Below are 24,412 nucleotides of genomic sequence, written 5' to 3'. Positions count from 1 at the left end.
GATGATTCGCTAAATTTAGTCGTTTGTTGGATTCAACCAAACATCTTCATAGCCATACTCATCAATAATGACATGATAACCGTGCTCAAGCGCTAAATAAGGTAAAATTTCAGGTAAATATTGCTGTAAATGTGAGGCATGCAGCGGTTGATAAAAATCATCAGCTGAAGAATATTCTCCACAGTGAATAAACCAAGAAACATTGTCTTGTTTTTGTAGCGCAACTCGAACTGCATAAATCGGTTGTTGACCTAGACTCTGTAATGCAATTGCAACCCTATCCGACGGATTAAATTCGATATATTTTGACTCATATTTTTTGCAGATTTGCCGTTGTAATGTTTCTAAATCCATCAACACATTCCTTTATTGACTGTTTAGTATTGCCTGTTTAGTTGAATAAACCAATACGTTTAAATCAGATATAGTGATCAGCAGTAAAATTATTTCGGTCTTTTCCATAACATTTTAATATTTTCGAAACTATATCCAACCACGACTCTTAAATTCATCATCAATAACATTGTGAAAAATACAATCACAGACATCACCAAACTTCGTGGAAAAAATTTCTGATCTAAAACAGATTTGTAAGTATTCAATGCTAAATATAAAATGATCAAAAGTGTGTAAAACAACAGTTGAAAGTAGATTTTGTATCTTGGCTTTTTCTCAACAATTTCCATCAAATATACAGACAAAGATAATGCAGAAAGTGCGGTAAAAACGAAGAAGCCGAGTACCCATAAAATACTAAAGCTTTTGATATGGCCGATTGCCCATAACGATAGGTTAGCAACACAGCCACATAGTATAAATGCTGTTTTAGGACGTTCTATGAGTTTATAAATCAAATCATTCATGCTGTGCTTATACTCATCTTTTATTCTTCTGCGAAACGCTCACGATAAAATGCTAAACCATTTGTGCAATATCAATAAATGCCTGTGTAATTGGACTCATCTGTTTTTTATTCTTCACTGCCAGACTAATAGACCGCTTAATATTCGGTGATAAAGGTAATTTTTGAACATTGGGAAACAGTGTCATCAACTCTTTATTCAAGGCCATATCTGCGACAATTGAAACACCAGCACCATTGTTCACCATATTAATAATGGTCAAAATTTGAGAAAAATAACATTTAATTTTTGGACTCAAATTGGCTTTTCTAAACATCTCTGTCACATGGTTTTGACTGCCTGCTGAGGTCATTAAAAAAGGATGTTCTACCAATTCATCCAATCGAACTGCACTTTGTTGTGATCGTGTATAGGACTTAGGAATAAGTGCTACAAAGATATCCTCAATCACAGGAAAAGTATCAAAGCGTTCTTCAGGTAAAACCACAAATCCAACATCAATAGTACGATCATGAATCCATTGAGTAATATCTTTGTCCGTTCCTTCTTTAATAAACACTTCAATATTTGGATATTTTAAACTAAATTTTTCTAGAATTAAGGGAATCAGTACATTAGAAGATGAAGCACCAAAAGATCCAATTCTTAAAGTGCCAGAATGAAATCCTTGTATATCGGAGATTTCTTGCTTTAGGACATTGGAAATATTCAAAATTTCTTTCACATGCACTAAAAGCCGTATACCCGATTCAGTTAACTCAACTTCATTATGATTGCGATAAAACAATGTGACCGACCAATCTTGTTCTAAGCCTTTAATTGCATGAGAAATCGCAGATTGAGAAATTTGCAAACGCTGTGCTGTAATAGTAAAGCTTTTCTGTTCAGCCAACATGGCAAAAATAGTCAGTTGAGTAAATGTCATCGCCACTCCATCCATGAGTAAAGACTCATTTTACCATGAATAGTCATAAGTCATATTCTTGGTTAAAGTTTACTTGGGTTTAGCTTACAGATGAAAAAATCAGTGGCTGGGACTTGGTCGAATTAGTTTCTGCATAGAGCGTTCAGCATGCTACAAATGATTACTATCCTTTTTCCATCCATCGCCCTGATTGGTTTAGGTTTTTATCTGTTCCAGTCACGTATACTTGATGAAAAATTCTGGAATGGCGCAGAAAAGCTCAATTACTATATTTTATTTCCAGCCTTATTGTTTAGCTCTCTTGCAAATGCAGATATGAATATGGGGCATCTCAACAGCATTCTCACGGTCATTTTTTTAATTATGGCCATGATCATTGCTGGCGTTTATCTGTTTGCAAAGTTAAACCGCACACCTATTGCCCAGATCGGTGTATATGTCCAAAGCTTGATTCGTTTTAATACCTATCTCGGACTCTCGATTGCCACGACACTCAATCATGCTGAAATCAAAAGTATCTTGGTAAATATCCTTGCTATAGCAATTCCCTTGGTTAATGTTGTTTCGATCCTTTCATTGACTGATAAAGATCAACTGAACATTAAAAATATATTCTGGTCTTTAATCAAAAATCCACTGATCAGCTCTTGTATATTGGGAATTACATTTAATGTTTTAAACATCCCTATTTGGTCTGGCTTTGCAAATCTGTTAAATGCTTTTTCAAGTAGTAGCCTGATGTTGGGCTTATTATGTGTAGGAACAGCAATTCAGTTTTCGACGCTCAGAGTTTATCTGAAAAAGTCTTTGCTCATTAGCCTACTCAGATTATTGCTGATCCCGCTTATTGCCTTTATCTGTTTGCAGTTTTTTGAGCTAAGTCATGCCGCGGTGATTGCTATCATGATTTTCTTTTCTATCCCAACCGCATCTTCCGCATATATCTTAACCAAACTGTTAAACGGCGATCATCAATTAATGGCAGCAAGCATCAGCATGCAAACACTTCTATCCGTATTCACTTTGGCACTGATCCTTGCACTATTACAGCATTATTATGTTTAATCTATTATATTTTTGATTCGTGTTTGTTCATCAAATATTTTGCTGATTCAATGTAGTTTTGCTTTGTATAGAATAGCTGTGCTGTATGGCAAGGTACAACACAACTCGATTCTCTCCTGCTAGCATCTAAACAATAGAATCAGAGTTTAAAAGCGTATTTATCAAGATTTAGCCAATTCCATCTCAACAAAGTGAAGATGATCAACGCCCCAAAACATTTCATCGCCAATAAACCATGTCGGTGCACCAAAAACACCACGCCCAATGGCTTCTTCTGTCATATTTTTTAGTTGGGCTTTAACCTGTTCATCTGAAAGCCAAGTTTGTACCTGCTCTGTACTAAAACCCAATGATTGAAGCAAGGTAATAAGTTCATTGATATCATTTAAATTACGCGGATGCCCAAACATTGCATCAAATAAAGCGTTTAACACTGTTAAGAATTTTTCAGCTTGATAAAGCTGAACCGCTGTAATCACGCGCATCAGATTTAAAGTATTAATAGGAAAATAGGGATTCATTTGTATTGGAATATTCCAGAGTTTTGACCAACGCCCCATATCGATCATCGAATAACTGGCTTTTGCTGGCACAGCCATTGGACTACTGTTCCCTGTGGCTTTAAAAATGCCGCCAAGCAAAATTGGTTTACAGATCACTTGTGCTTGATTTTGTTTTGCAATTTTTTGAATCTGATAAAAGCCTAAATAACTATATGGACTACCCAAATCAAAATAAAATTCTACCTGTTTCATTTAGTGTTATTCCTTAACTGTACTGATCATATTTTTACTGTAAAAATGATTCTAGAAAAAACTTAAATCATCACTTCTTAATCTCGCTATATCGAGATAAGTCATCTAGCTATATTAACCTACTCATACAAACCAACTTACTAATATAAAGTGACTTACCATTTTTCCATCCAAGGTCGTAAATCTAGCTCATGCGTCCATGCATCACGTGGTTGCTGGGCAAGATGCCAATAATTTTCAGCAATATGTTCAGGATTTAAAATACCATCTTGGTCTTTTTTCTCATAAAGATCAGGAAAACTGTTTTTAATAAAATCTGTATCAATTGCACCATCAACTACCACATGAGCCACATGAATATTCTGTGGACCAAGTTCACGCGCCATACTCTGTGCCAAAGCTCTAAGTGCATGCTTTGCCCCTGCAAATGCTGAAAAATAAGCAGCACCACGTAGACCAGCAGTCGCGCCAGTAAAGATCAATGTCCCGCGTTGTCGGCTTACCATTCGTTTCGCCACTTCACGACCAGTTAAAAAAGCAGAAAAACACGCCATTTCCCATATTTTAAAATATTTACGCGCTGTTTCTTCAAGGATGCTACATGGAACATTAGCACCGATATTAAAAACCAGTACCTCTATTTCGCCAATGTTACTTTCAATTTCTTCGATCAATTGTATAACTTGCTGTTCTTTTCGAGCATCAGATGCAAAACCATATGCTATTCCACCTGCCTGTTCAATCTCATCAATCAGTGGTTGTAACTTGTCAGCATTGCGACGGGTCATACAACTAATATATCCCCCTTTGGCAAAACGTTTCGCAATTGCGCCACCTGTTGCATCACCTGCTCCAATAATCAATGCAACTTTCTGATTTGATGTTGTTATTTCATCTTGCATATCATGCTTCCCTTTTTGCATAACGATCGTTATTATAACGATTACTATGTTATAGTTTTACTAGAGCGTCAAGGAAAAATTTGATCGAGGAAAATATGCGATACAAATCTGGCTATAAAGAAGAAAAAAGAAAAGAGCTATTAAAAATCAGTGGACAGCTTGCTAAAAAAGATGGTTTTGCTGCAACTGGTGTAGATGGCTTTATGAAAGCTGCTGGTGTGACCAGTGGTGCATTCTATTCACATTTTTCTTCCAAGCAGGATTTGTTTAAAGCATTGGTTGAAAACGAACTCAAAAATAGCATTCAGATGTGGCAAAACAATCCCCATGAGCAGGCTGAGTTATGGATTGAATTTGAACTCAATCGTTACTTAACCCTCTCGCATGTTGAACATCCAGATTATGGTTGTGTATTGCCAACACTCGCTACAGAAGTCGCACGTTCTGATGAGGAGATTAAACAACGCTATCAACAAGAATTACAACGCGGTCATGCCCTATTTACTCAACGCCTCGGGAGTGAAGAAAAAGCTTGGGGCGTCTTATGTCAATTGGTGGGTGCTATACTGATAGCAAGAAGTGTTTCTGATGATTCGGTTAAATTGACCATTTTGGAATCAAGCAAACACTGTATTTATTCTATGTTGCAAATCACAGCATAAATTTAGTTTTCAACCCAATACAATCTAGTATAAATTAGCAATATTCTCGTTAAATCATTATAAAACCATGACTTCCTCCACACACGCTTTGCCGAAGACAATCTATGCCATTCAACATTTAGCATTTGAAGATTTAGGTATTCTTGAAGACACTTTTTATGATTTGGGCTATCGCATACGTTATTTTGAAGCGGGTATGGATGATTTAAAGCAAGCATTTGAATTTGAAGGTCTAGTTATCATTCTAGGTGGCCCAATTGGTGTTTATGAAACTGAAGATTATCCTTTTTTAAATGATGAAATCGCTTATCTTAAACAACGTTTAGCCAAGAATTTACCAACAATTGGCATTTGCTTAGGTGCACAATTGATTGCACATGCTTTGGGCGCAAAGGTTTATGCAGGCCATCAAAAAGAAATTGGCTGGAGTCAATTGAAGCTAAATCTGGCTCAAAATAATCCGTTATTGCCACTCGTTAATACTGAAGTTTTACATTGGCATGGTGATACCTTTGACTTGCCTGTACAGGCTGAATTACTTGCCAGTTCAGCAATTTATACAAATCAGGCGTTTAGAGTCGGGCAAAATATCTTGGCGTTACAATTCCATGTCGAAGTTGCGGCAGACGATATGGAAAAGTGGCTGATTGGTCATACTTGTGAATTACGCAAAGCTGGCTTAAATATTCCTCATTTACGAGCTGAAAATGAAAAATATGCGCCAAATCTGGAATTAAAATCACCACTGGTTTTAGAGCATTTTATCAAACACTTGAATGTATAATCTGTTTATCTATATCAGCATGAAATAGACTTTTCTGTTTCGTGCTTTTTATACTTTATTTACACTTCACCCATAAATACGGCTTTACTCGAAATATAATATCAATACTGCATTGCCTATATTTAACTGACTATACCGTTTACATTAAAAAGATATTCTTTATTCTCACACAATATTATTTAATCATACTTAATATTTTATACTAAGTCGTACCTGATCATTATTTTTGAGCTACAGGATTATACAGAGTAGATACATTAAAGCTTGCTGATTTATTTATACTGCATACTTTAAAACCAAGACTTTGTTTGCAATGAATAAAATATATATTGGCGCTTCTGTGCTCATGACAACACTTCTTTCTGCCTGCTCTACCCCTGAAGTAAATAATCAAAATGCTAAACCGCTTGGCATGGCCAATCCTGCAAGTGTGTATTGTCAAAAAATGGGAGGAGAGTCTCAGATTAAAAAAGATGCTTTAGGAAATGAAGCTGGATATTGTAAGCTTCCAAATGGAACAGTCGTTGATGAATGGAAGTTGTTTAGAAGTGCACAAGGCGATGAGCAAGCTGCTGCTAAATAATTTTGAATAATCGCTGCGGAATATAAACAATAGACAAGCCTTCTGGAATGACTGATTCTCTATTGGTATAAATTTTAGACTCATTACTGTATATTCACTACGGTAATGAGTTGCTCCACCCTTTTCATAGTTAAAATAAATTAGATCTAAACATGCACTAAATATAAACAGTATTGTATTTTTTTGGGAATATTGAATAGATGAAAACCTATCAATCTAAACAGGAACTGATTGTTGCAATCAATAATTCATTAAATCAATATTTAACAGAATTTGAAGAAATATCCGAAGACTTAAAAGATCATAAAGTTGCAGCTGTAGATAAAACCCCTGCCCAAAATTTATCCTATCAATTGGGATGGGTAAATTTATTATTAGAATGGGAAAGCAAAGAACTTGCAGGTTTCCCCGTTTCAATGCCGAAAGAAGGCTATAAATGGAATAACTTAGCAAGTCTATATCAAAATTTTTATCAAACCTATGCCCAGCATTCATTAAAAGAAAATACTCAGTTATTGTCTAAACGGGTCAAAGAAGTCACAGACTGGATTGAAAATCTAACAGATGAAGAACTATTTGAAATAAATCAACGTAAATGGGCAACCACACCTGCCAACTGGCCACTGTATAAATGGATTCATATCAACACTGTCGCCCCTTTTACCAATTTTAGAGTTCAAATCAGAAAATGGAAGAAACTCAACATAAATACTGAACAAACTAAATAGCCTTAACAGGTTATCTTTTTCAGATCTAAGTATTGAGTAATGGTGTTATTTAATTCGTCCAAATAATACTGTTTGGGTTTTTCTTGTCCCAAGGATTAGTCTAATTTCATTAAAGTAGGCAGGTATTCTGTTTTATAGACACGCTCATATTCACCACAGAATAATGCTCTATTTACCTCATTACTGGTATTTTCATCATCCAGTTGCTCATGCATGACTTCAATGGATTTTTCTTTTTTCATCAATACCAAACTATTTTTATCCTATATCACATTCTCAATTTATCGATAACAATTAAAATTTGAGTTTTCCTAAAATACGTATTAAAATTTTGATTAAGTAACAAAATCAAGATTTGATATAAACAGATCAAATCTAATTAACTAAAAGTGCTGAGAGTGAAAATTCAATCACTCGCAATTTTATTGATTGTCAGCCATTTAAGGTGTAAAGAATTTAATCCATGCCCCCTAGAAATAAGCCAAACACAAAACAATTGTTATCCTCTGCTTGGTCAACAGATCAAGATTGCTTTCTCATTGAAAACAACCATTTAACTGTTGATCAATTGGTTGAAATACTGCCTTACCAGCATGATGAAATTATCGCAAGAAAAAGACAACTTGGACTGCTTAGAAGAGATTTTTACATGAAAAAACTACATGACTTGTAAGCAAAATTACAATACCCCCGCATCAGGCGCGACATAATGAATATATATATATTAAATACTTAAATATAGGGCTATGTCATGAACAACAAGTTTAAAATATTAACGCTCGTCGGTGGAATAGCATTACTTAGTGTTGCGGCATTTGCTTATGCAGGAAATGAAAAGATTCAAACCGTTAAAAATGTAGATCTAAAGAATTACTTAGGTACTTGGCATGAAATTGCGCGCAAACCAATGTATTTTCAAAAGAAATGCGATTATAACGTTACTGCTGATTATTCCTTAAATGAAAATGGCTCAATCAAAGTGGATAATCGTTGTTACGATAAAAATGGCAAGCTTCAACAATCAATTGGCGAAGCATCTGTACAAAACGCGCCTACGAACTCCAAATTAAAAGTGAGTTTTTTACCAAAAGCACTTCGTTGGTTGCCTGTAGGCCGTGGTGATTATTGGATTTTAAAGCTGGATGAGAATTATCAAGTTGCATTAGTCGGGACACCCAATAAGAAATATTTATGGTTACTCAGTCGATCTCAACAGCTTGATCCAGCCACGACTGAAGAATATTTAAATTATGCTAAAAGCTTAGGCTATGATTTAAGTGATTTAATTGAAACCAAACAAAAATAAATGCAAACAAGCCCTTTTTAAGGGCTTGTTGAATCTAGCTTATTTTATACGATTGCACTACAAGCCCTTCTGATCAATATCGTCTACGAAATGAGACACAACTGATGAGCAAGCCGACAATCATCAATGCTCCAGCACACAAAAAGGTAAATTGCATCCCATCAATGATTGCTAAAGCCGTTGCCTGATTGAACTGAATTGTGCCGACACCGAATGAAAAAATAGCTCCCATCACAGAAGCCCCGATAATTAAGCCCATATTACGAGATAAGCTAAGAAGTCCTGATACCATCCCTTGTCGAGCTTTGGGAACATCCGCCAAAGTCATAGTATTGTTGGCCGCCTGAAACAGTTGATAACCTAAAGTCAAAATAATGATAGGGAAAATATAGCCACTTAGACCCATCAATTTCGGTACGATAGCGAGCATAAAGCTACCGATAATCAGAAAAATCAACCCTATAGCGACGATATAGCGACTGCCCCAACGATCGACAAGTCGACCCGATGGAATCCCACTTAAGATAGCAACCACTGGTCCAATTCCCATAATCAAACCCACTTGCATTTGATTCAAGCTTAGACCTAGGCTCAGATAAAAAGGTCCAATGACGAGCGTGGTCATCATAACAGCGGCAACCATCAAGTTAATCAGCAGGTTTGGCGTTATGTTCTGGTCTGGTTGCCATGAACTTAACGTAGGAATTTGTTTTCTAATGCAATCATTAGGCAACAACACCCAAGCCAGAATAATCGCGATACTCGCAAGTATAAACTGTAATCCAAAAATGCTTTGCCAACCGCTCAAGGTAATCAGAAGCCCACCCAACACAGGTCCAAGTGCTGTACCTAAAGCAGATATCGTTCCAAGCATTCCCATTGCTCTTCCTAACTGTGATTTACTGACGGTCTGACGTGTAAGTGCCATTGCAAGTGTCATTAAGAATGCTGCACCTATTCCTTGAAATGATCGTGCAGCAACCAATATCCATAAGCTAGGTGCAACACTACATAGCAATGAAGCCAAACTGAATATAACCAGTCCAACGATCAGCATAGACTTACATCCATATCGATCACCTAAGCGTCCAGCAATCACAACCGTGATCGTCAACGAGATAAGATATCCAATTACAACTGCCTGTACTTGAATAAATGGCAGTAGAAATACCTCAGCAAGTGTGGGTAATGCGATATTGACAATGCTTGTTCCCAACGATGCCAATAAGATGGATACCCCCAAAGTGATGGTGATTCCAGTTTGGGTCTTGTTTGTCAATGTTAATGATTCTGTCTGCTCTGTCATGTTGCGCTCTTGTCAGCAGTGGTGTTTAATCACATACTACTAATTCAAGTTGACTTGAGGTCAAGTATGAAATTTCTTGATATTGGTGAAGTTTCAGCAAAAAGTGGAATTAAACCTTCGGCAATACGCTATTACGAAGAAATCGGTTTGATTTTCTCAATTTCTCGTCATGGATTACGTAGACAATTCTCTTCGGAAGTTCTGTTACGACTCACTTTGATTTCAATGGGGAAGTCGGCGGGCTTTTCGCTTAAAGAGATCGCAGCAATGTTCGATAGTCATGGCGCACTTGATCTTTCCCCAAGTGTTATTCACCAAAAAGCTGATGAGATTGATCTTCAAATTCATAAATTGATCGCACTCCGTGACATACTTCGTCACGTAGGTGACTGCCCTGCACCATCGCATTTACAATGTCCTAGTTTTAAGCGACTAGTTGAGAAGGCAGCTCATAAATAAAAGACTTTTTAAAAAGGTTGTTAGGCGTATTTGCTGAATAGCTAAATTAGATTGTAGAACAATAATTAAAATTAGCACGCAATGACATTGAACAGTCAAATGGCTTTCTCTAAGATGATAAAACAAGCTTAAATTTTGATGACTTTTATACGTTTGTAGCCTGATCTACGAATATAAATTGTATCTGTTGAAATCGGTATTTTTGATTTATGGATCAAAGCAAATCTAGTGATTCTGGTGTTTTCCTCTGGTTAACATATCACACGCTTAATAAAATGAATTTGGACGCAAATCGGATATTTTCACAAATAAGATTATCTGAACTACCACCTGACAAAACCATTCGGCGAGATAATTCGACCCAACAACGCTTTTGGGAAATAGCTGAACAAATCAGTGCTGATCAGGATATCGGACTTCATGTAGGTGAACATTTCCCGATTTTTAGAGGCGAAATATTAGAATACATTTTTATGAGTAGTCCTACATTTGGGGACGGCTTACAAAGAGCATTGCGTTATCAGAAAATTTTTACCGATGCTTTTGTGGCTCATTTACACATTGAAAATCAAAATGCAATGATCACGAATCTTCAGCACCCAGTTCGTCATTATCTAGAATGCGCCATAAGCGTTATGCTTAATTTTTTAAACTATATCAGTAACAATCATTTTCATCCCAAGGAAATATGGTTGCCTTACCAAGAAGGCGCGAGTTTAGATGAATATCAACGTATCTGGAAATGCCCGACTCGTTTAGGTATGCAGTACGGCTGTATAATTTTTGATGCAGAAATATTGAGTTTAGCTTCAGCATCGGCTGAACCAATGCTATTAAAAATACATGAGCATGTAGCTAAACAGCAGGTGAAAGTTGTCGATAAATATTATTTGATTAATGATATAGAAAACTTACTCAGCTCTGGTTTATTAGAATCAGGGCAATTAGATTTAAAACTAATTGCCCAACATTTAGGGCTACAGCCCCGAAAACTTCGTGCAGATCTTAAAGAAGTTAATACGACTTTTGAAAAAGTTTTGGCAACTTATCGTGAAAAAATGGCCAAAAAGCTGTTGATGAATCCCAATATAAGCATAGATCAAGTTGTATATTTACTTGGTTTTTCTGAGCCTTCCGCCTTTTCACGTGCCTTTAAACGTTGGACAAATGAAACGCCATCCCATTATCGCCAGCGTAAGCAAAAATAAGTTTTTAGCTATAACTTGATTCTAATGACATTTAACGAGTTAGCTTTTCGGTCAAAAAAAATGAGCTGTTCTTTTCTACACTGATGCTTATTTCTTAATTGAAAAGGATCAGAGATGTTAGGTTTTCCAATTGGCCTTTTAGTTGCGAATGGATTTGAATGGTATGCACATAAGGTATGGTTGCATGAGTTTCCAAGTAAACACCGTAATAGCCCTTTCTTCACACATATAGCACATCATAAACGTGCCCGAACAGATGTGTTTCATGATGAAGGATATCGTGAATCTATGTTTAAAAATGCAGAAATTTATAATGAAAAAACCGCATTGTTAGGTTTAGCCGCGGTTTCAACTGTATTTTTACCCATTGCACCATTTTTTACTGCTGGCTTATATTATGGGATTTGGAATTATTGGCGAGTACATGCAAAATCTCATCTAGACCCTGAATATGCACGTAAACGAATCCCTTGGCACTATGATCATCATATGGCAAGTAATCAAAATGCCAATTGGTGTGTTACACGTCCGTGGTTTGATTATATTATGGGTACACGTGTTTTTACTGAGCTTTCGATTAAAGAAAGCAATCCCTTAGGAATAAAACTACCTAAAAATTTTGAAATAATCCTAAACAAGACATCACAGAAAATATTTGCAAAATCATATCTTAAAATTACCTCTAAGAGTGCATTGGATATAAGAAGTGCTCGTCAAGGCATCTCATTAGAACTGTAAATTTTAACAAATAAAGTATTAAGGATCATTTAGATGAAACGATTATTGCCCAAACACATTGCTGCGCCAAAGTTTTTACATCATTTTATCGATCGTTCAGAGACAATCAACGGAAGACCTTTTGATGTGAATACGTCAACGCATACACCAAAAGGAAAGTATTCTTGCGTTCATTATGGGGTTATGATTCCAAATCTTGAAGCACCATTTAATTTTTTGAATCTATTAATTGTGGTTGGCCAACCTCGTGTAAAAATTTTTCGGAATCAACATTTGATCCAAACTACTGCGCTTGATACTGCAAATGTATTAATCGGTACTGCAGTAGGTACAAAAGAATACTTTAATGGCTATAGTGTAGAAAATGACTGTGTATTGGAAAGCAATGGTTCATCTTTAAGCTTTGGTCGTGACGTGTTACTCGAAGGCGAATATCCAAATTTTCATGCGCATCGTGAAGGTCATGATTTCAATTTTGATGTAAAGATTCGTGCGACTGATAAAATTGCCCATTTTGCACAAATTTCATTGGGTTTATATGATCACTGGGCATTATTATGTACATATGAAAGATTTCTTGAATATCAAGGTAAAAAAACCAAGGTTCAGGGTCTTTGTACTTATGAATATGCTCGTGCAGTAGATGTAAACTTATATATCAATTATTTTACTTATCATATTTTAAATATCGATGAGAAAACTCAAGTCTTACTTGTAGAAGTTCTTGGTCCATTAAATCTGGTATTGCAACGTCGAGTATATATTCGTTCTACAGATGATCATGGCAGTATTCACTCAAATGGATTTAATTTTAATGTCCATGCATTTGAAGCTCAACGTGTAATGACACCGAATGGTTTATCAATGCGTTTACCTCGTACCTTCTCATGGCGCGTGAATGATGATAATGGAAATCCGTTATTACATATTGATGGTCTAACAAATGCTGATTTTCAATATGGCATGGCGGGAGGCTATGCAGGGAGCTATCAATACAAAGGTACATTCAAGGGTCGTACAATTGATGGTGCCGGTTATATTGAATATTTAGATATCCGTACTGATTAGATCGATTGAACTTTTAACTAGGTGATAAAAAGCCTAGTTAAAACAGATATAGACCTCATCCACTTTACCATTGCTCGATATTCACCAATGTAGTTTTGAAATATATCAAGGCAACGATAATACGGTATTCAGGTTTTTCTACATTTACTTTGGAGGGAAGTAAAAGTAAATTAAAGAGAACTATTCCTTAATTACAAAGACAAAATGAATATCTTTAACCAATTTAAACTTTGTATTGAGCAGCGTAAAAGCTTAATTCCAGCATACTTGCTACTGATATTTTCAACAAGCGCTATGAGTGTTTACGCAGAAACGGATGAGCAATTAAGCAAATCTGGGCAATGGCGTGACCCTGCAACAGGTCTAATCTGGATGCGTTGTTCAATTGGGCAATCATGGACAGGCTCAACTTGTAAGGGTGATCCTTTGGAATTTAAAAACTGGGAAGACGCACAAGATTATCTTGATCAAATGAATAAAAATGGTGGATTTGAAGGTAAAAATAACTGGCGTGTTCCCAAAATAAAAGAATTAATAACAATTCGTAAATGTAGTACTGGCTGGAGGAAAATAGGACAAATACAATTACCAGAACAAGAGCGGAGACAATATGGACAAGATCATGAACTTGAAATGAAAAAACTACCTTATGGGCAAAAAGCTCCGACTAACTGTGCTGATGATTCAACTAGCCCTACATTAGATACTCATATTTTCCCTAATACCCCATCTAATGGTAAATATTGGTCAAGTTCATTATCCCCATGGAAACCTATAGGCTACAAATATAAGGCATGGAAAGTCAACTTTAAGACTGGTTTTTTTGCACCGACCATTAACTACACAGACGACGGTAGTTTTTCTAGAGCAGTTCGAAATAGTCGCTAGTCTCCCAGCAGTATTGTCTAGCATTTTATATAAGCAGTATCATGATAATGTTAGAAAAAATTTAAAAATATGAAAGAATTGCAACGACTGAAAAATAGCTGATTTTGCCTATAGAGCAAATCATAGTGAGTAATGATTATTTAAATATCTTAAATTGGATAAGGAATAGACGATAAAAAAGGCCTATAAAGCAAGTTAAACTAACTTTATAGGCCTTTGATCTATTTCAATATTACTTCGCTACAGAAGCTTCTGTTGTAATATTTACAGTGATTTTATCACCTACATTCGGGACATATGCTCCAACACCAAATGCTGAACGATTAAATGATGTCGTTGCATTGAAACCAATTGACTGTGCTTTAGTCATTGGATGCTCACCTTGTTTGTTTAAAACAGCATCTAAAACAACAGGTTTAGTCACATCTTTCACAGTTAAGTTACCTGTGATTTTGTATTTGTTTTTACCTAAAGCTTGAACTTTCGTACTTTTAAAAGTGATGTTTGGATACTTTGCAGCATCAAAGAAATCTGCATTTTTTAAATGTTCATCTAATGCTGCAACATTGGTATTTAAACTAGACAATGGAATAGTTACATTGACAGATGAGTCTGCTGGTTTTGCATTATCAACAGAGATCGTACCTTGGATGTCACTGAAGTTTGCTGAAGGTGTTGAAAAACCGAAATGATTCCAAGTAAATACTGTTGCGGTATGTGTTGGATCAATTTTGTAATCTACAGGCTTTGCCATGCTGAAAGTTGCAACTGATGCTACAGCTAAACCCAATGTTAATGCTTTAAAGTTCATCTTTATATTCTCGCTATCGAATGGATATTAGTTTATACACTTCCCGTATAAATTCATTGTTATTGATAATACGATATGTTGCATATATGCAACGATTCTATAATGACCATTTTTAAAACTTGATCAAAACCTTAAAAATCAATACAAGGCATTGTTTCATAATTATTTAATTTTTTACAATCTAATTAAGCAAAGCATAGACCATAGGCTAAATTCAAAGCTAAAATTTATAAAGCAATAAATTACACTAGACCATTTTAGGGAAATTTTATATTTATGGTACTGGTCTTTTTTATCTGATGAACATTTTATGGCAAATATTGCTCAAGCACAAAGTACACAAACACCTTATCGTGTAACACTCACCAACCCCCAAGGACATACATGGTATGCCGATGAACCTAGCAATAAAGGTGGTCAAGATACTGCACCGAATCCAATTCAAATTTTATTATCTGCATTAGGTGCTTGTACTGTGGTCACCCTAGAAATGTATGCAAATCATAAAGGGCTTAAAATTGAACATGTACAATTAGATTTAGTTTTAAATCCTGAGGGTGATCCTGAAGCAGGTCAAAATAATATTTCAAGAAAAATTGTTCTTAAAGGTGATTTCACCGAGGAGCAACATAAGCGACTGCTAAAAGTTGCAGAAAGCTGCCCTGTTCATAAATTATTGACTTCAAATATTCAAATTCAGACAGAGTTGGGTATTGAATAAGAATTCCCCTGTTTTATAACAAGAGGATCAGGTATGCTTCTTAATAAATACCCTGCTCAATGCCCTCTATCCATATTCTGACCCAGTTAGCATTTCCTTGATCAAAAGTATAACCTTGATGTTTAAAAGCATTATAACAATCTATGAAATGCTGACGAATAGTCTGGTCATTGTTCCAGTGCAATAAGATTTTTCTAACACGTTCAGAAGTAAGACTTAATTCATCTGCTTGTTCATATTCATCATAACCGCTATTCACTTTTTGCGTTGCATAGTCAATTAGGCTATATGCTGAGGGATGATTTAAACAGAGATTTGACAATTTTTCTGTATCAAACAAATAAGACTGAAACATATCCAAAAAAATTTCTATATATTTAAATTCAGCATTCTCTTCTTGATATAAATGATAATGAATATAAGTTTCTGCAAATTGCTGTAAAAAGGTTAATTCCCCAATAGTCCAGCCCCCTAAGCTATAAGCACTTATGCGCTGAAAGAAATAATTTTCTGATAAAAAATTATTGGTTCCTTGCACTAAAAAATCTAAAAACAATGGTAAAAAATATTTGAACTCGCATAGCGGTGTTTGATTTGAATATGCTGCATTTACATAATTGTTGAAAATACCAATCTCAATTCGTTGCAATGGTGTATTTTTCAAATAAATATGATCTTCCTCAAAAGAACAACCACCACACATACAGGCATCTAAAGCTTCCGTTTTATCAAGACTATATACAGAAAAAATTTTATAACCTTGTGCAATCAATTCTTTTAGTTTTATGGAATATTGTTCTTGTTCAGTATTCATTTGCTGATCTTTTATATTTTCAAAAATAGATTCTATAATTATAATTTTTTTCAGCTGTTAATTTAGATGAAGATTAATTCTTAAAATTACAAACTATAAAAATCAAAGCCCCTTTCGGGGCTTTTAAACTTATAACTTCTCAACCAAGACACGATCGACTTGCTTTAAACCAGATTGTTTTTCATGGTTTTTACGGCGGATCTTAATCAACTTGTCTTCTTGAAAATCTTGTAACAGCAACTCAACGGCAACCATAGATTCAAGCGGCAAATCCTGCCCAATCCATTTTTGCTCACCTGCGTCCATCAAGGTAATTTCATCACTAATTTGTTCATAAAGGCTCATATTTTCCTCACTTCTGGGATATGTATCACCATGTTTCATGAATACCCAATGAATGGCACAACTATATACCTATTGCTAAAAACTGCTACTAAAATTTAATTAATTTACAAACAAATCTCACAAAATAAAAACGCCCCTAGCGGAGCGTTTCCATATTTAAAACGATGCAAGAATTAAGCAGTTAATTCTTTTACAGCGCCAACAACAGCTTCAGTGGTAATACCAAAGAATTGGAATAAATCTTTGGCTGGTGCAGACTCACCATAAGTCGACATACCAATAACTTTGCCGTCTAAACCTACAAATTTCCACCAGTAATCTACATGTCCAGCTTCAACTGCAACACGTGCACGGATATTTGATGGTAATACCGCTTCACGATATGCAGCATCTTGCTTCACAAATTCTTCCGCACATGGCATAGACACTACACGTACACCATCAAGTTGTGCATATGCTTCCATCGCCAATGAAACTTCTGAACCAGTCGCAATAATGATCGCTTTTAATTCGCCTTTTTCTTCAGCCAATACATAACCACCTTTCACAACATTCTCAATCTGAGCTTGAGTACGTGTTTGGAATGGTAAGTTTTGACGAGAGAAAATTAATGCTGTAGGACCTTCGTTACGTGTTAAAGCAGATTTCCAAGAAATAGACGCTTCAACTGTGTCACATGGACGCCATGTATTTAAATTTGGTGTACCGCGTAAAGAAGCAATTTGCTCAACAGGTTGATGCGTTGGACCATCTTCACCTAGACCAATTGAGTCATGAGTATAAACATGGATCACACGTTGTTTCATCAATGCAGACATACGAACTGCATTACGAGCATATTCCATAAACATAAGGAAGGTTGCTACATAAGGAATGAAACCACCATGCAATGCTACACCATTGGCAATTGCAGTCATACCAAACTCACGCACACCATAATGTACGTAGTTACCCGCAGGATCAGACTCAACCCCTTTCGCACCTTTCCAAAGTGTAAGGTTTGAACCAGCCAAGTCAGCAGAACCACCTAAAATTTCAGGTAGTAAAGGTGCAAATGCTTGAATCGCATTTTGGCTTGCTTTACGTGTTGCAATGGTTTCACCTTTGGCATTCACTTCAGCAATATAAGCATCCGCTTGTGCCAAAAATTCTGCAGGCAAGTCACCATTCACACGGCGTTTTAACTCAGCCGCTTCTGTTGGGTATTTTGCAGCATAGGTTGCAAAAATGTCATTCCAAGCAGCTTCAGAAGCTGAACCTTTTGCTTTTGCATCCCAAGCTGTATAAACATCAGCAGGAATAACAAACGGCTCTTCTTTCCAACCCAATGCTTCACGAGTTAATGTAATTTCATCATTACCTAGTGGCGCACCGTGGCAATCTTCTTTACCTTGTTTGTTTGGCGAACCTAAACCAATAATCGTTTTACAGATAATCAAAGTAGGTTTCGAGCTTTCTGCACGCGCAGCAACTGTTGCAGCACGAATTGCATCTGCATCATGACCGTCTGCACGAAGTACTTGCCAACCATAAGCTTTAAAGCGTTCTTCTGTATCGTCAGAGAACCAGCCTTCTACTTCACCATCAATAGAAATACCGTTGTCATCATAATAAACAACGAGTTTTCCAAGACCTAATGTTCCAGCAAGTGAACATGCTTCATGGGAAATACCTTCCATTAAGCAACCATCACCCAAGAAACAGTAAGTGAAATGATCTACAACTTGAATATCTTCTTTATTAAATTGTGCCGCTAAAGTTTTCTCAGCAAGTGCAAAACCTACAGCATTGGCAACACCTTGACCAAGTGGACCTGTTGTCGTTTCAATCCCTGGTGCATAACCTAATTCTGGGTGACCAGGAGTTTTAGAATGTAATTGGCGGAATTGTTTAATATCTTCAATAGAAAGATCATAACCAGTTAAATGAAGCAAAGCATATTGCAACATTGAACCATGACCATTTGACAATACAAAACGGTCACGGTTTGCCCATTGTGGGTTGCTTGGATTATGGTTTAAAAATTCACGCCATACGACATCAGCGATATCTGCCATCCCCATTGGAGCACCTGGATGTCCAGAATTAGCTTTTTGCACAGCATCCATAGCCAATACACGAATTGCGTTAGCTATACGACGTTCATTCAGCGGGGTTGTCATAAATCAGAGTCCAATAAATTAAAATATAGGAAGATGAATAGAAAATTCAAAAACTGGGATGTATTGTCTTAAAAAAAGCGATCAGGGTAAAGACTTAAGTCTATATTTATCCGCTTAGGTTGCAAATTAATTAAAAAATATACCGAATAGTCTTAAATCAACGTTAAAAACGGTCTTTTTTCTTATTCACATCGAACATCTCAACATCAGCAAAACAAATTTGATTATGTTTAAGCGATGCATTTACATTCGGATATTCTTTCACCACCCTATTCAGTCTAAATATTGAAAATTTCATGCTGATCAATATTCAATAGAACAAGATCTTGCTAAAGCGTTTCACGCGATAAAAAGTCATGATAACTTGAATGCAAATCGACCTGCTTTTGCAAATTTTCCAAGAAACAGGACTCAATCGTAATCTTTTATCAATTTTTCTAATGAGCATATCAATTAAAAACACATGAAAATGAATTTAATTCATGCATTTTAGTCAGGTAATGCTAGTCCTCAGGCTGAAGTCGATGTAACATATTGCGTCTTTATAAATTACTGTGATAGGACTTTCATGCGCGAGTATGCTGTTTTTACTTCGGAATCTGTGAGCGAAGGCCATCCAGATAAAATGGCTGACCAAATCAGTGACGCTATCTTGGATGCAATCTTAAAAGAAGACCCATACGCTAGGGTTGCATGCGAAACATTAGTAAAAACTGGTGCAGTCGTTCTTGCAGGTGAAATTACAACGACTGCAAATGTCGATTTTGAAACTATTGTCCGCAATACCGTAAATGGAATTGGCTATCACCATACTGATTTAGGTTTTGATGGTTCAACTTGTGCTGTGATTAACATGGTGGGTAAACAATCACCTGAAATTGCACAAGGTGTAGACCGTCAAAAACCAGAAGACCAAGGTGCAGGTGACCAAGGTTTAATGTTTGGTTATGCAAGCCGTGAAACTGATGTGTTGATGCCAGCACCGATTTCATATGCGCATCGCTTAATGGAAAAACAAGCTGAATTACGTCGTAACGGCGCACTACCGTGGTTACGCCCAGATGCAAAAAGCCAAGTAACATTTGCCTATGAAAATGGTAAACCTGTTCGCCTAGATGCAGTTGTTCTTTCAACTCAGCACGATCCTGAAATTTCACAAGCCAATCTGAAAGAAGCTGTGATTGAAGAAATCGTGAAAAAAATCATCCCTGCTGAAATGTTCCATGCAGGTACTAAATTTCACATCAACCCAACTGGGTTATTTGTGATTGGTGGTCCAGTGGGTGACTGTGGTTTAACCGGTCGTAAAATCATTGTAGATACTTACGGTGGTATGGCGCGTCATGGTGGCGGTGCTTTCTCGGGTAAAGACCCATCAAAAGTTGACCGTTCTGCTGCTTATGCAGGCCGTTATGTTGCAAAAAATATTGTTGCGGCAGGTTTGGCGGATAAATGTGAAATTCAAGTGTCTTATGCAATTGGTGTTGCTGAGCCGACTTCGATTTCGATCAACACATTTAATACAGGCAAAGTATCTGATGAATTGATTATCCAATTGGTTCGTGAGCATTTTGACTTACGTCCATACGGTATCACTCGTATGCTTGACCTAATTCAACCAATGTATAAGCAAACTGCTGCTTATGGTCATTTTGGTCGTGAAGGTTCAGATACTGCATTTACTTGGGAAAAAACAGATAAAGTTGAAGCGCTTAAAGCTTCTGCAAATTTGTAATTCTAGCCTAAGATCTAAATTTGAAAAAAAGCTCGCATATGCGAGCTTTTTTATTGAATTAATGTTATCGAGATGAATACCTCAAAATTTTTCCTCCTCTACTCCACTGAATATCTATATCTTAAATATCTTATCGATATTTATAGCTTTAAAACACATCTAATGGTTTGTTTATTTTAATCATTAGCATGATCTAATTTTATTGTTCTTCAAAGCCCAATCAAACCTTTACACAATTCAACCAATCATTTACAGCACTTATTGACCACCTGATTTAGCATCTGGCTGTAACACACTCAATAAAGAAACTTGCGCTGGCGTTTCTGTATTGTGATTTTGCAAATAAATATGTCCCACTTTAAACGTTACTGCTGCAATCAAACAAGCAGCCAGACAAAACGTCCATAATCCATATGGGCTTTTAATATGTTGAGAGCCACATTTTGGACAAACTTTTTGTGTTGAACTGACCGCTTCATCACAACAAGCACAATGATATTGTAGAATCATATTCAGATCTCCTTTTATGGCGCTATTATTGTTTTTAATTATTACACTACAATTATATCCATATATGTAATGCAAAAAATCTGTTTCTTTTTTTAGTGTACATGATTCGTATCTTTTGACAAGACAAATTTGTTTCAATATATTCTCATATAAATTCAATAACTTAACTTTATATACTAAAAATAATTGATTATAAATCAACACCTATCAAATTGTGGATCATTCATTCAATATTCTGTATTACATTGATTCAAGCTATAATCTGTAAAGTGAAAGATATTGTTTTGGAGATTATTTTGGTACAGCTGATTAAAAAAGGCGGTTTAAGAGAACGTGCAAATCGCAGTCGTAAATACACGCAATCTGAAAATAATATTAAAACCTTAGATCCACATCGCTATACCACTCAAGATCAAAACCACAGTCGCAATGATCAACAGTCACAAGAACAGCCTTTAATTCCTCAACAACATCCTGACCACTAAAACATCTTCAAGACATCGACCCAAAGGAAAATGGCAAATAATAAGAAAAAGCTTCCTGAAACAATATCGATATAACTTCCTGATTTTTGATAAATGCGCTTAATTTTAGGAATTGACATGATCATCATCAACAAGCTGAAAACTAAAAATGTTTGAATGGGAATAATCACTGCCAATTGCGGCTTTAAATTTGCACCTGCTGTTGAACTCAATGCCAATGAAAAAACACTACTAAAATAAATCACAATCTTAGGGTTGGCTAAATTAGTATAAAGCCCCAATAGAAAATAGTTTTTAGGGGGCTGCTCGATCACGCCATCTAAATTGGTATTTTGTTTAAGTGTTGCAATGCCGCCTCTCAACATTGCATAGCCCATTTTGGCAAGGAACAAGCCTCCGATCAGCATCAAGACTTGTTGAATCCATGGCCATTGTTCCAATAAAACCGTAAAACCAAGCAAAGTTAAAGCAACCCATACCACCACACCGGCAGAGATGCCTAGAATGATTTTTAAAGTATTGGCACGTGTTGTCGATGCTGAGCTTTTAGCGACAAGTAATACATCTGGACCAGGACTCAACTGTGCAACAAAGTGTAGTGCACAAATGGTCAATAACATCGACATAATAAAATCTTAGAAATTGTGACTCAGTGATTATATCGTTTGATCAAAAATATGTTTAAGAAATTATGCTTGCTTTAGGGTTTGTTGACATTTCATAAATGGCTTGCGTTGTAGGTTAAAATTGAGCAGGCAAGGCATGAAACGAAGAAAATAGCGAGACTATTTTCGAGTTTCATAACGTAGGCTGAGATAATTTTAGCCACAACCCTGAGCAAGAACAAAGCACTGCGGGACTAGCGTGTTTTTTGCCGCTACTTTGTTATGAACTACTTATTTAGAATGACTAAATTTCGTATTTCGTGCCTAGTATCGCCTAAAAAACACTCGTAGTCGCAAACGTAGACGAATTGTCAACAGACCCTATGATTTCAGGTATAAAAAAGCCGAATCATTGATTCGGCGTTCTATTCAACATCGTAGACTGTATTTTACTTTTGATTTACATCTTTCAATTCAATTTGTTTATGCTGCGGTTCAACTTCATGCGCTTCACCATCAATAATGGTTGAATCACGATGTTGCTCACCAGATTGCTGGTTTTGCATATCCTGCATTTGACGCATCAAATCTGCAAATGGGTTTTGACCTTGAGCACCACCCATGTCCCCCATTCCACCCATCATATTGTTCATCATGGCTTGTTGCTTTTTCGCCATATATTTCATACCTGCATTTTTAATTGCATTCTGTACAGGTGGAAGAATAACCAGTAGCGCCAAGACATCGGTGATTAAACCTGGAATCATCAACAAAATACCCGCAAATGCTGTCGCCATTTTTTTGGCAATTGCAGGATCATTCCCCATCATTCCTGTCATTTGCATTTGTTGTAATTGCGGCATAATTGTTGCGGTACTTGAACGCAACAAGTTTAAACCAATTACAAAAGCAATGATAAACCAGAAAAATACGTACCAACCGCTAATGAACTGGGCTACACCAATCCAAACAGCAATTTCAACAATCGTACCAATTAAAATAATAGGAAAAAGTTTCATCGAAACAAGGCATCTCAAAGATAAATTAAAAGTGAGCTTGAAAATTCACATATAAAAACAATGAATTTCGTTGCTTCTATCATTTATATGGGCAGTTAAAAATTTTTAAAGGGTAATTTTGTGTTCTGACAGCGATTTTATTTATTTGTGCGATTTATTGACTGAGGTTTTATAAATAATGAGCACCCTAGCGCTGTGCTTAAGGGAAATAATACTGTTGTGTACTTTGATTATACAACTAAGTTAAAATTTTACTTACAATTCATTTTTAGAATCATATAATTGAAGCAAGACTTACGATAAGCAGTATTATGCCTTTAATTATTGGAATTGACCCCGGTTCACGCTTAACAGGTTATGGCATCATTGAAAAAGATGGTCAAAAACTTACTTTTGTTGATGCTGGTACAATTCGCACTGAAACAACAGAAATGCCTGAGCGACTCAAACGAATTTTTGCTGGAGTTGAACGTATTGTTCAGTTTCATGGCCCTACAGAAGCTGCTGTAGAGCAAGTATTTATGGCACAAAACCCTGATTCTGCTTTAAAACTTGGACAAGCGCGTGGCGCGGCAATTGCAGCGTTGGTCAATTTAGACTTACAAGTTGCAGAATATACGGCTCGTCAAATTAAACAATCTGTTGTGGGCTATGGTGCTGCAGACAAAGAACAAGTTCAGATGATGGTGATGAAGTTACTTAACTTATCAATCCAACCCCAACAAGATGCTGCCGATGCACTCGCTGCAGCAATTTGCCATGCCCATGCTTCTGGCAGTATGAGCAAATTAGCTGTACTAAATGCTTTAGGCGGTATGGCTCGTGGGCGGAGTCGCAATAGTAGTCGTCGACGTTAATTTATATACACCACCAAAACGCCTCGCTCTACCCATGTCAAAGTCCAAGCTATTGCAATCATAAAAAAGCTATCGCAATCACCAAGGTGATCTGAAAGGTTTTTTATT

30 protein-coding genes are annotated in these 24,412 nt (G+C 36.3%); 16 read left to right on the top strand and 14 right to left on the bottom strand.

The features are described from left to right. Positions 1–15: 15 nt before the first annotated feature. The 3 genes from FY049_RS15250 to FY049_RS15240 all read right to left on the bottom strand — a co-directional run bounded on the left by FY049_RS15250 (position 16) and on the right by FY049_RS15240 (position 1,788). The gene (locus tag FY049_RS15250) at positions 16–354 is read right to left on the bottom strand and encodes an immunity protein Imm33 domain-containing protein (RefSeq protein WP_446083961.1); all 339 of its coding nucleotides are present in this window, start codon (positions 352–354) and stop codon (positions 16–18) included. Positions 355–443: 89 nt separating this feature from the next. After that, on the bottom strand, positions 444–863 hold the full coding sequence (locus tag FY049_RS15245; protein ID WP_262781922.1) for a hypothetical protein: 420 nt from the start codon (positions 861–863) through the stop codon (positions 444–446). A gap of 52 nt (positions 864–915) precedes the next feature. Further along, positions 916–1,788, bottom strand: coding sequence for a LysR family transcriptional regulator (locus FY049_RS15240; protein ID WP_151957424.1), 873 nt, complete (start codon positions 1,786–1,788; stop codon positions 916–918). Positions 1,789–1,935: 147 nt separating this feature from the next. Between FY049_RS15240 and FY049_RS15235 the strand changes: the two genes are divergently transcribed. Beyond that, entirely contained in the window at positions 1,936–2,853 is a 918-nt protein-coding gene (locus FY049_RS15235; protein WP_105713696.1) for an AEC family transporter, read from the top strand. A 161-nt stretch (positions 2,854–3,014) separates the two neighbouring features. On the opposite strand, the gene FY049_RS15230 is transcribed toward FY049_RS15235, so the two are convergent. Together FY049_RS15230 and FY049_RS15225 are read right to left on the bottom strand one after the other, a co-directional pair. Beyond that, positions 3,015–3,608: a 2-hydroxychromene-2-carboxylate isomerase gene (locus tag FY049_RS15230; protein WP_335955519.1), complete on the bottom strand. Its 594-nt coding sequence runs from the start codon at positions 3,606–3,608 to the stop codon at positions 3,015–3,017. Positions 3,609–3,763: 155 nt separating this feature from the next. After that, positions 3,764–4,510 carry an SDR family oxidoreductase gene (locus tag FY049_RS15225; protein ID WP_327857319.1) on the bottom strand — a complete coding sequence of 249 codons (747 nt, stop codon included), beginning with the start codon at positions 4,508–4,510 and terminating at the stop codon, positions 3,764–3,766. Between the two features lie 95 nt (positions 4,511–4,605). On the opposite strand from FY049_RS15225, the gene FY049_RS15220 reads away from it, so the two are divergent. The 4 genes from FY049_RS15220 (at position 4,606) to FY049_RS15205 (ending at position 7,267) form a co-directional block, all read left to right on the top strand. Then, the gene (locus FY049_RS15220) at positions 4,606–5,172 is read left to right on the top strand and encodes a TetR/AcrR family transcriptional regulator (protein ID WP_151957426.1); all 567 of its coding nucleotides are present in this window, start codon (positions 4,606–4,608) and stop codon (positions 5,170–5,172) included. A gap of 67 nt (positions 5,173–5,239) precedes the next feature. Further along, positions 5,240–5,956, top strand: coding sequence for a glutamine amidotransferase (locus FY049_RS15215; RefSeq protein WP_056512768.1), 717 nt, complete (start codon positions 5,240–5,242; stop codon positions 5,954–5,956). Between the two features lie 313 nt (positions 5,957–6,269). Then, the gene (locus FY049_RS15210) at positions 6,270–6,539 is read left to right on the top strand and encodes a putative hemolysin (protein ID WP_333666584.1); all 270 of its coding nucleotides are present in this window, start codon (positions 6,270–6,272) and stop codon (positions 6,537–6,539) included. Positions 6,540–6,739: 200 nt separating this feature from the next. Next, entirely contained in the window at positions 6,740–7,267 is a 528-nt protein-coding gene (locus FY049_RS15205; protein WP_333666586.1) for a ClbS/DfsB family four-helix bundle protein, read from the top strand. Between the two features lie 95 nt (positions 7,268–7,362). Here the strand turns inward: FY049_RS15205 and FY049_RS15200 are convergent, their stop codons facing one another. Further along, positions 7,363–7,518 carry a hypothetical protein gene (locus FY049_RS15200; RefSeq protein WP_446083960.1) on the bottom strand — a complete coding sequence of 52 codons (156 nt, stop codon included), beginning with the start codon at positions 7,516–7,518 and terminating at the stop codon, positions 7,363–7,365. 212 nt (positions 7,519–7,730) lie between these two features. On the opposite strand from FY049_RS15200, the gene FY049_RS15195 reads away from it, so the two are divergent. Both FY049_RS15195 and FY049_RS15190 read left to right on the top strand, forming a co-directional pair. Continuing rightward, complete coding sequence (locus FY049_RS15195) at positions 7,731–7,940, top strand: hypothetical protein (RefSeq protein WP_056512760.1); 210 nt, start codon at positions 7,731–7,733, stop codon at positions 7,938–7,940. Positions 7,941–8,018: 78 nt separating this feature from the next. Next, positions 8,019–8,573 (top strand): lipocalin family protein, encoded by a 555-nt coding sequence (locus tag FY049_RS15190; RefSeq protein ID WP_151957429.1) that lies wholly within the window; start codon positions 8,019–8,021, stop codon positions 8,571–8,573. Positions 8,574–8,646: 73 nt separating this feature from the next. On the opposite strand, the gene FY049_RS15185 is transcribed toward FY049_RS15190, so the two are convergent. Next, on the bottom strand, positions 8,647–9,879 hold the full coding sequence (locus tag FY049_RS15185; protein ID WP_446083959.1) for an MFS transporter: 1,233 nt from the start codon (positions 9,877–9,879) through the stop codon (positions 8,647–8,649). Between the two features lie 66 nt (positions 9,880–9,945). Here FY049_RS15185 and FY049_RS15180 point away from each other — a divergent pair, with 66 nt between their 5' ends. The 5 genes from FY049_RS15180 (at position 9,946) to FY049_RS15160 (ending at position 14,240) form a co-directional block, all read left to right on the top strand. After that, complete coding sequence (locus FY049_RS15180) at positions 9,946–10,338, top strand: helix-turn-helix domain-containing protein (protein WP_446083958.1); 393 nt, start codon at positions 9,946–9,948, stop codon at positions 10,336–10,338. A gap of 209 nt (positions 10,339–10,547) precedes the next feature. Continuing rightward, entirely contained in the window at positions 10,548–11,546 is a 999-nt protein-coding gene (locus FY049_RS15175) for an AraC family transcriptional regulator (RefSeq protein ID WP_446083957.1), read from the top strand. Between the two features lie 114 nt (positions 11,547–11,660). Beyond that, the gene (locus tag FY049_RS15170) at positions 11,661–12,284 is read left to right on the top strand and encodes a sterol desaturase family protein (protein WP_262781914.1); all 624 of its coding nucleotides are present in this window, start codon (positions 11,661–11,663) and stop codon (positions 12,282–12,284) included. A gap of 33 nt (positions 12,285–12,317) precedes the next feature. Further along, entirely contained in the window at positions 12,318–13,352 is a 1,035-nt protein-coding gene (locus FY049_RS15165; RefSeq protein ID WP_446083956.1) for a DUF6670 family protein, read from the top strand. A gap of 204 nt (positions 13,353–13,556) precedes the next feature. Then, positions 13,557–14,240 carry an Lcl C-terminal domain-containing protein gene (locus FY049_RS15160; RefSeq protein WP_056512746.1) on the top strand — a complete coding sequence of 228 codons (684 nt, stop codon included), beginning with the start codon at positions 13,557–13,559 and terminating at the stop codon, positions 14,238–14,240. A gap of 232 nt (positions 14,241–14,472) precedes the next feature. Here FY049_RS15160 and FY049_RS15155 read toward each other — a convergent pair whose 3' ends face one another. Further along, the gene (locus tag FY049_RS15155) at positions 14,473–15,051 is read right to left on the bottom strand and encodes a YceI family protein (protein ID WP_004719471.1); all 579 of its coding nucleotides are present in this window, start codon (positions 15,049–15,051) and stop codon (positions 14,473–14,475) included. A 310-nt stretch (positions 15,052–15,361) separates the two neighbouring features. Here FY049_RS15155 and FY049_RS15150 point away from each other — a divergent pair, with 310 nt between their 5' ends. Beyond that, entirely contained in the window at positions 15,362–15,772 is a 411-nt protein-coding gene (locus tag FY049_RS15150) for an OsmC family protein (protein WP_056512744.1), read from the top strand. Positions 15,773–15,812: 40 nt separating this feature from the next. Here FY049_RS15150 and FY049_RS15145 read toward each other — a convergent pair whose 3' ends face one another. The 3 genes from FY049_RS15145 to tkt all read right to left on the bottom strand — a co-directional run bounded on the left by FY049_RS15145 (position 15,813) and on the right by tkt (position 19,093). Next, complete coding sequence (locus FY049_RS15145) at positions 15,813–16,586, bottom strand: hypothetical protein (RefSeq protein ID WP_446083955.1); 774 nt, start codon at positions 16,584–16,586, stop codon at positions 15,813–15,815. A 129-nt stretch (positions 16,587–16,715) separates the two neighbouring features. Next, positions 16,716–16,931: a hypothetical protein gene (locus FY049_RS15140; protein WP_004719469.1), complete on the bottom strand. Its 216-nt coding sequence runs from the start codon at positions 16,929–16,931 to the stop codon at positions 16,716–16,718. A 173-nt stretch (positions 16,932–17,104) separates the two neighbouring features. Continuing rightward, positions 17,105–19,093: a transketolase gene (tkt, locus tag FY049_RS15135; RefSeq protein WP_151801517.1), complete on the bottom strand. Its 1,989-nt coding sequence runs from the start codon at positions 19,091–19,093 to the stop codon at positions 17,105–17,107. Between the two features lie 568 nt (positions 19,094–19,661). Here tkt and metK point away from each other — a divergent pair. Then, on the top strand, positions 19,662–20,828 hold the full coding sequence (gene metK / locus FY049_RS15130) for a methionine adenosyltransferase (RefSeq protein ID WP_004719464.1): 1,167 nt from the start codon (positions 19,662–19,664) through the stop codon (positions 20,826–20,828). A gap of 258 nt (positions 20,829–21,086) precedes the next feature. Here the strand turns inward: metK and FY049_RS15125 are convergent, their stop codons facing one another. Beyond that, entirely contained in the window at positions 21,087–21,338 is a 252-nt protein-coding gene (locus tag FY049_RS15125; protein WP_004719463.1) for a hypothetical protein, read from the bottom strand. A 296-nt stretch (positions 21,339–21,634) separates the two neighbouring features. Between FY049_RS15125 and FY049_RS15120 the strand changes: the two genes are divergently transcribed. After that, positions 21,635–21,823, top strand: a complete 189-nt coding sequence (locus FY049_RS15120) for a hypothetical protein (RefSeq protein ID WP_056512843.1) — start codon at positions 21,635–21,637, stop codon at positions 21,821–21,823. Here the strand turns inward: FY049_RS15120 and FY049_RS15115 are convergent. Further along, a complete protein-coding gene (locus FY049_RS15115) occupies positions 21,820–22,449 on the bottom strand; it encodes a LysE family transporter (protein ID WP_056512737.1) in 630 nt (209 codons plus the stop codon). The two genes, FY049_RS15120 and FY049_RS15115, sit on opposite strands and share 4 nt — an antisense overlap. Before the next feature lie 428 nt (positions 22,450–22,877). After that, positions 22,878–23,447 carry an FxsA family protein gene (locus tag FY049_RS15110; protein ID WP_446083954.1) on the bottom strand — a complete coding sequence of 190 codons (570 nt, stop codon included), beginning with the start codon at positions 23,445–23,447 and terminating at the stop codon, positions 22,878–22,880. 311 nt (positions 23,448–23,758) lie between these two features. Here FY049_RS15110 and ruvC point away from each other — a divergent pair, with 311 nt between their 5' ends. After that, entirely contained in the window at positions 23,759–24,304 is a 546-nt protein-coding gene (gene ruvC, locus FY049_RS15105) for a crossover junction endodeoxyribonuclease RuvC (RefSeq protein ID WP_004719459.1), read from the top strand. Positions 24,305–24,412: the final 108 nt, after the last annotated feature.

Source organism: Acinetobacter sp. 1125_18A (assembly GCF_052824985.1).
This window is presented reverse-complemented; position numbering and strand designations above follow the sequence as displayed.

Bases quoted from the DNA above. Each gene is read 5' to 3' on its own strand.
- FY049_RS15250 (WP_446083961.1), bottom strand. From the start codon at position 354: ATGGATTTAGAAACATTACAACGGCAAATCTGCAAAAAATATGAGTCA.
- FY049_RS15245 (WP_262781922.1), bottom strand. From the start codon at position 863: ATGAATGATTTGATTTATAAACTCATAGAACGTCCTAAAACAGCATTT.
- FY049_RS15240 (WP_151957424.1), bottom strand. From the start codon at position 1,788: ATGACATTTACTCAACTGACTATTTTTGCCATGTTGGCTGAACAGAAA.
- FY049_RS15235 (WP_105713696.1), top strand. From the start codon at position 1,936: ATGCTACAAATGATTACTATCCTTTTTCCATCCATCGCCCTGATTGGT.
- FY049_RS15230 (WP_335955519.1), bottom strand. From the start codon at position 3,608: ATGAAACAGGTAGAATTTTATTTTGATTTGGGTAGTCCATATAGTTAT.
- FY049_RS15225 (WP_327857319.1), bottom strand. From the start codon at position 4,510: ATGCAAGATGAAATAACAACATCAAATCAGAAAGTTGCATTGATTATT.
- FY049_RS15220 (WP_151957426.1), top strand. From the start codon at position 4,606: ATGCGATACAAATCTGGCTATAAAGAAGAAAAAAGAAAAGAGCTATTA.
- FY049_RS15215 (WP_056512768.1), top strand. From the start codon at position 5,240: ATGACTTCCTCCACACACGCTTTGCCGAAGACAATCTATGCCATTCAA.
- FY049_RS15210 (WP_333666584.1), top strand. From the start codon at position 6,270: ATGAATAAAATATATATTGGCGCTTCTGTGCTCATGACAACACTTCTT.
- FY049_RS15205 (WP_333666586.1), top strand. From the start codon at position 6,740: ATGAAAACCTATCAATCTAAACAGGAACTGATTGTTGCAATCAATAAT.
- FY049_RS15195 (WP_056512760.1), top strand. From the start codon at position 7,731: ATGCCCCCTAGAAATAAGCCAAACACAAAACAATTGTTATCCTCTGCT.
- FY049_RS15190 (WP_151957429.1), top strand. From the start codon at position 8,019: ATGAACAACAAGTTTAAAATATTAACGCTCGTCGGTGGAATAGCATTA.
- FY049_RS15185 (WP_446083959.1), bottom strand. From the start codon at position 9,879: ATGACAGAGCAGACAGAATCATTAACATTGACAAACAAGACCCAAACT.
- FY049_RS15180 (WP_446083958.1), top strand. From the start codon at position 9,946: ATGAAATTTCTTGATATTGGTGAAGTTTCAGCAAAAAGTGGAATTAAA.
- FY049_RS15175 (WP_446083957.1), top strand. From the start codon at position 10,548: ATGGATCAAAGCAAATCTAGTGATTCTGGTGTTTTCCTCTGGTTAACA.
- FY049_RS15170 (WP_262781914.1), top strand. From the start codon at position 11,661: ATGTTAGGTTTTCCAATTGGCCTTTTAGTTGCGAATGGATTTGAATGG.
- FY049_RS15165 (WP_446083956.1), top strand. From the start codon at position 12,318: ATGAAACGATTATTGCCCAAACACATTGCTGCGCCAAAGTTTTTACAT.
- FY049_RS15160 (WP_056512746.1), top strand. From the start codon at position 13,557: ATGAATATCTTTAACCAATTTAAACTTTGTATTGAGCAGCGTAAAAGC.
- FY049_RS15155 (WP_004719471.1), bottom strand. From the start codon at position 15,051: ATGAACTTTAAAGCATTAACATTGGGTTTAGCTGTAGCATCAGTTGCA.
- FY049_RS15150 (WP_056512744.1), top strand. From the start codon at position 15,362: ATGGCAAATATTGCTCAAGCACAAAGTACACAAACACCTTATCGTGTA.
- FY049_RS15145 (WP_446083955.1), bottom strand. From the start codon at position 16,586: ATGAATACTGAACAAGAACAATATTCCATAAAACTAAAAGAATTGATT.
- FY049_RS15140 (WP_004719469.1), bottom strand. From the start codon at position 16,931: ATGAGCCTTTATGAACAAATTAGTGATGAAATTACCTTGATGGACGCA.
- tkt (WP_151801517.1), bottom strand. From the start codon at position 19,093: ATGACAACCCCGCTGAATGAACGTCGTATAGCTAACGCAATTCGTGTA.
- metK (WP_004719464.1), top strand. From the start codon at position 19,662: ATGCGCGAGTATGCTGTTTTTACTTCGGAATCTGTGAGCGAAGGCCAT.
- FY049_RS15125 (WP_004719463.1), bottom strand. From the start codon at position 21,338: ATGATTCTACAATATCATTGTGCTTGTTGTGATGAAGCGGTCAGTTCA.
- FY049_RS15115 (WP_056512737.1), bottom strand. From the start codon at position 22,449: ATGTCGATGTTATTGACCATTTGTGCACTACACTTTGTTGCACAGTTG.
- FY049_RS15110 (WP_446083954.1), bottom strand. From the start codon at position 23,447: ATGAAACTTTTTCCTATTATTTTAATTGGTACGATTGTTGAAATTGCT.
- ruvC (WP_004719459.1), top strand. From the start codon at position 23,759: ATGCCTTTAATTATTGGAATTGACCCCGGTTCACGCTTAACAGGTTAT.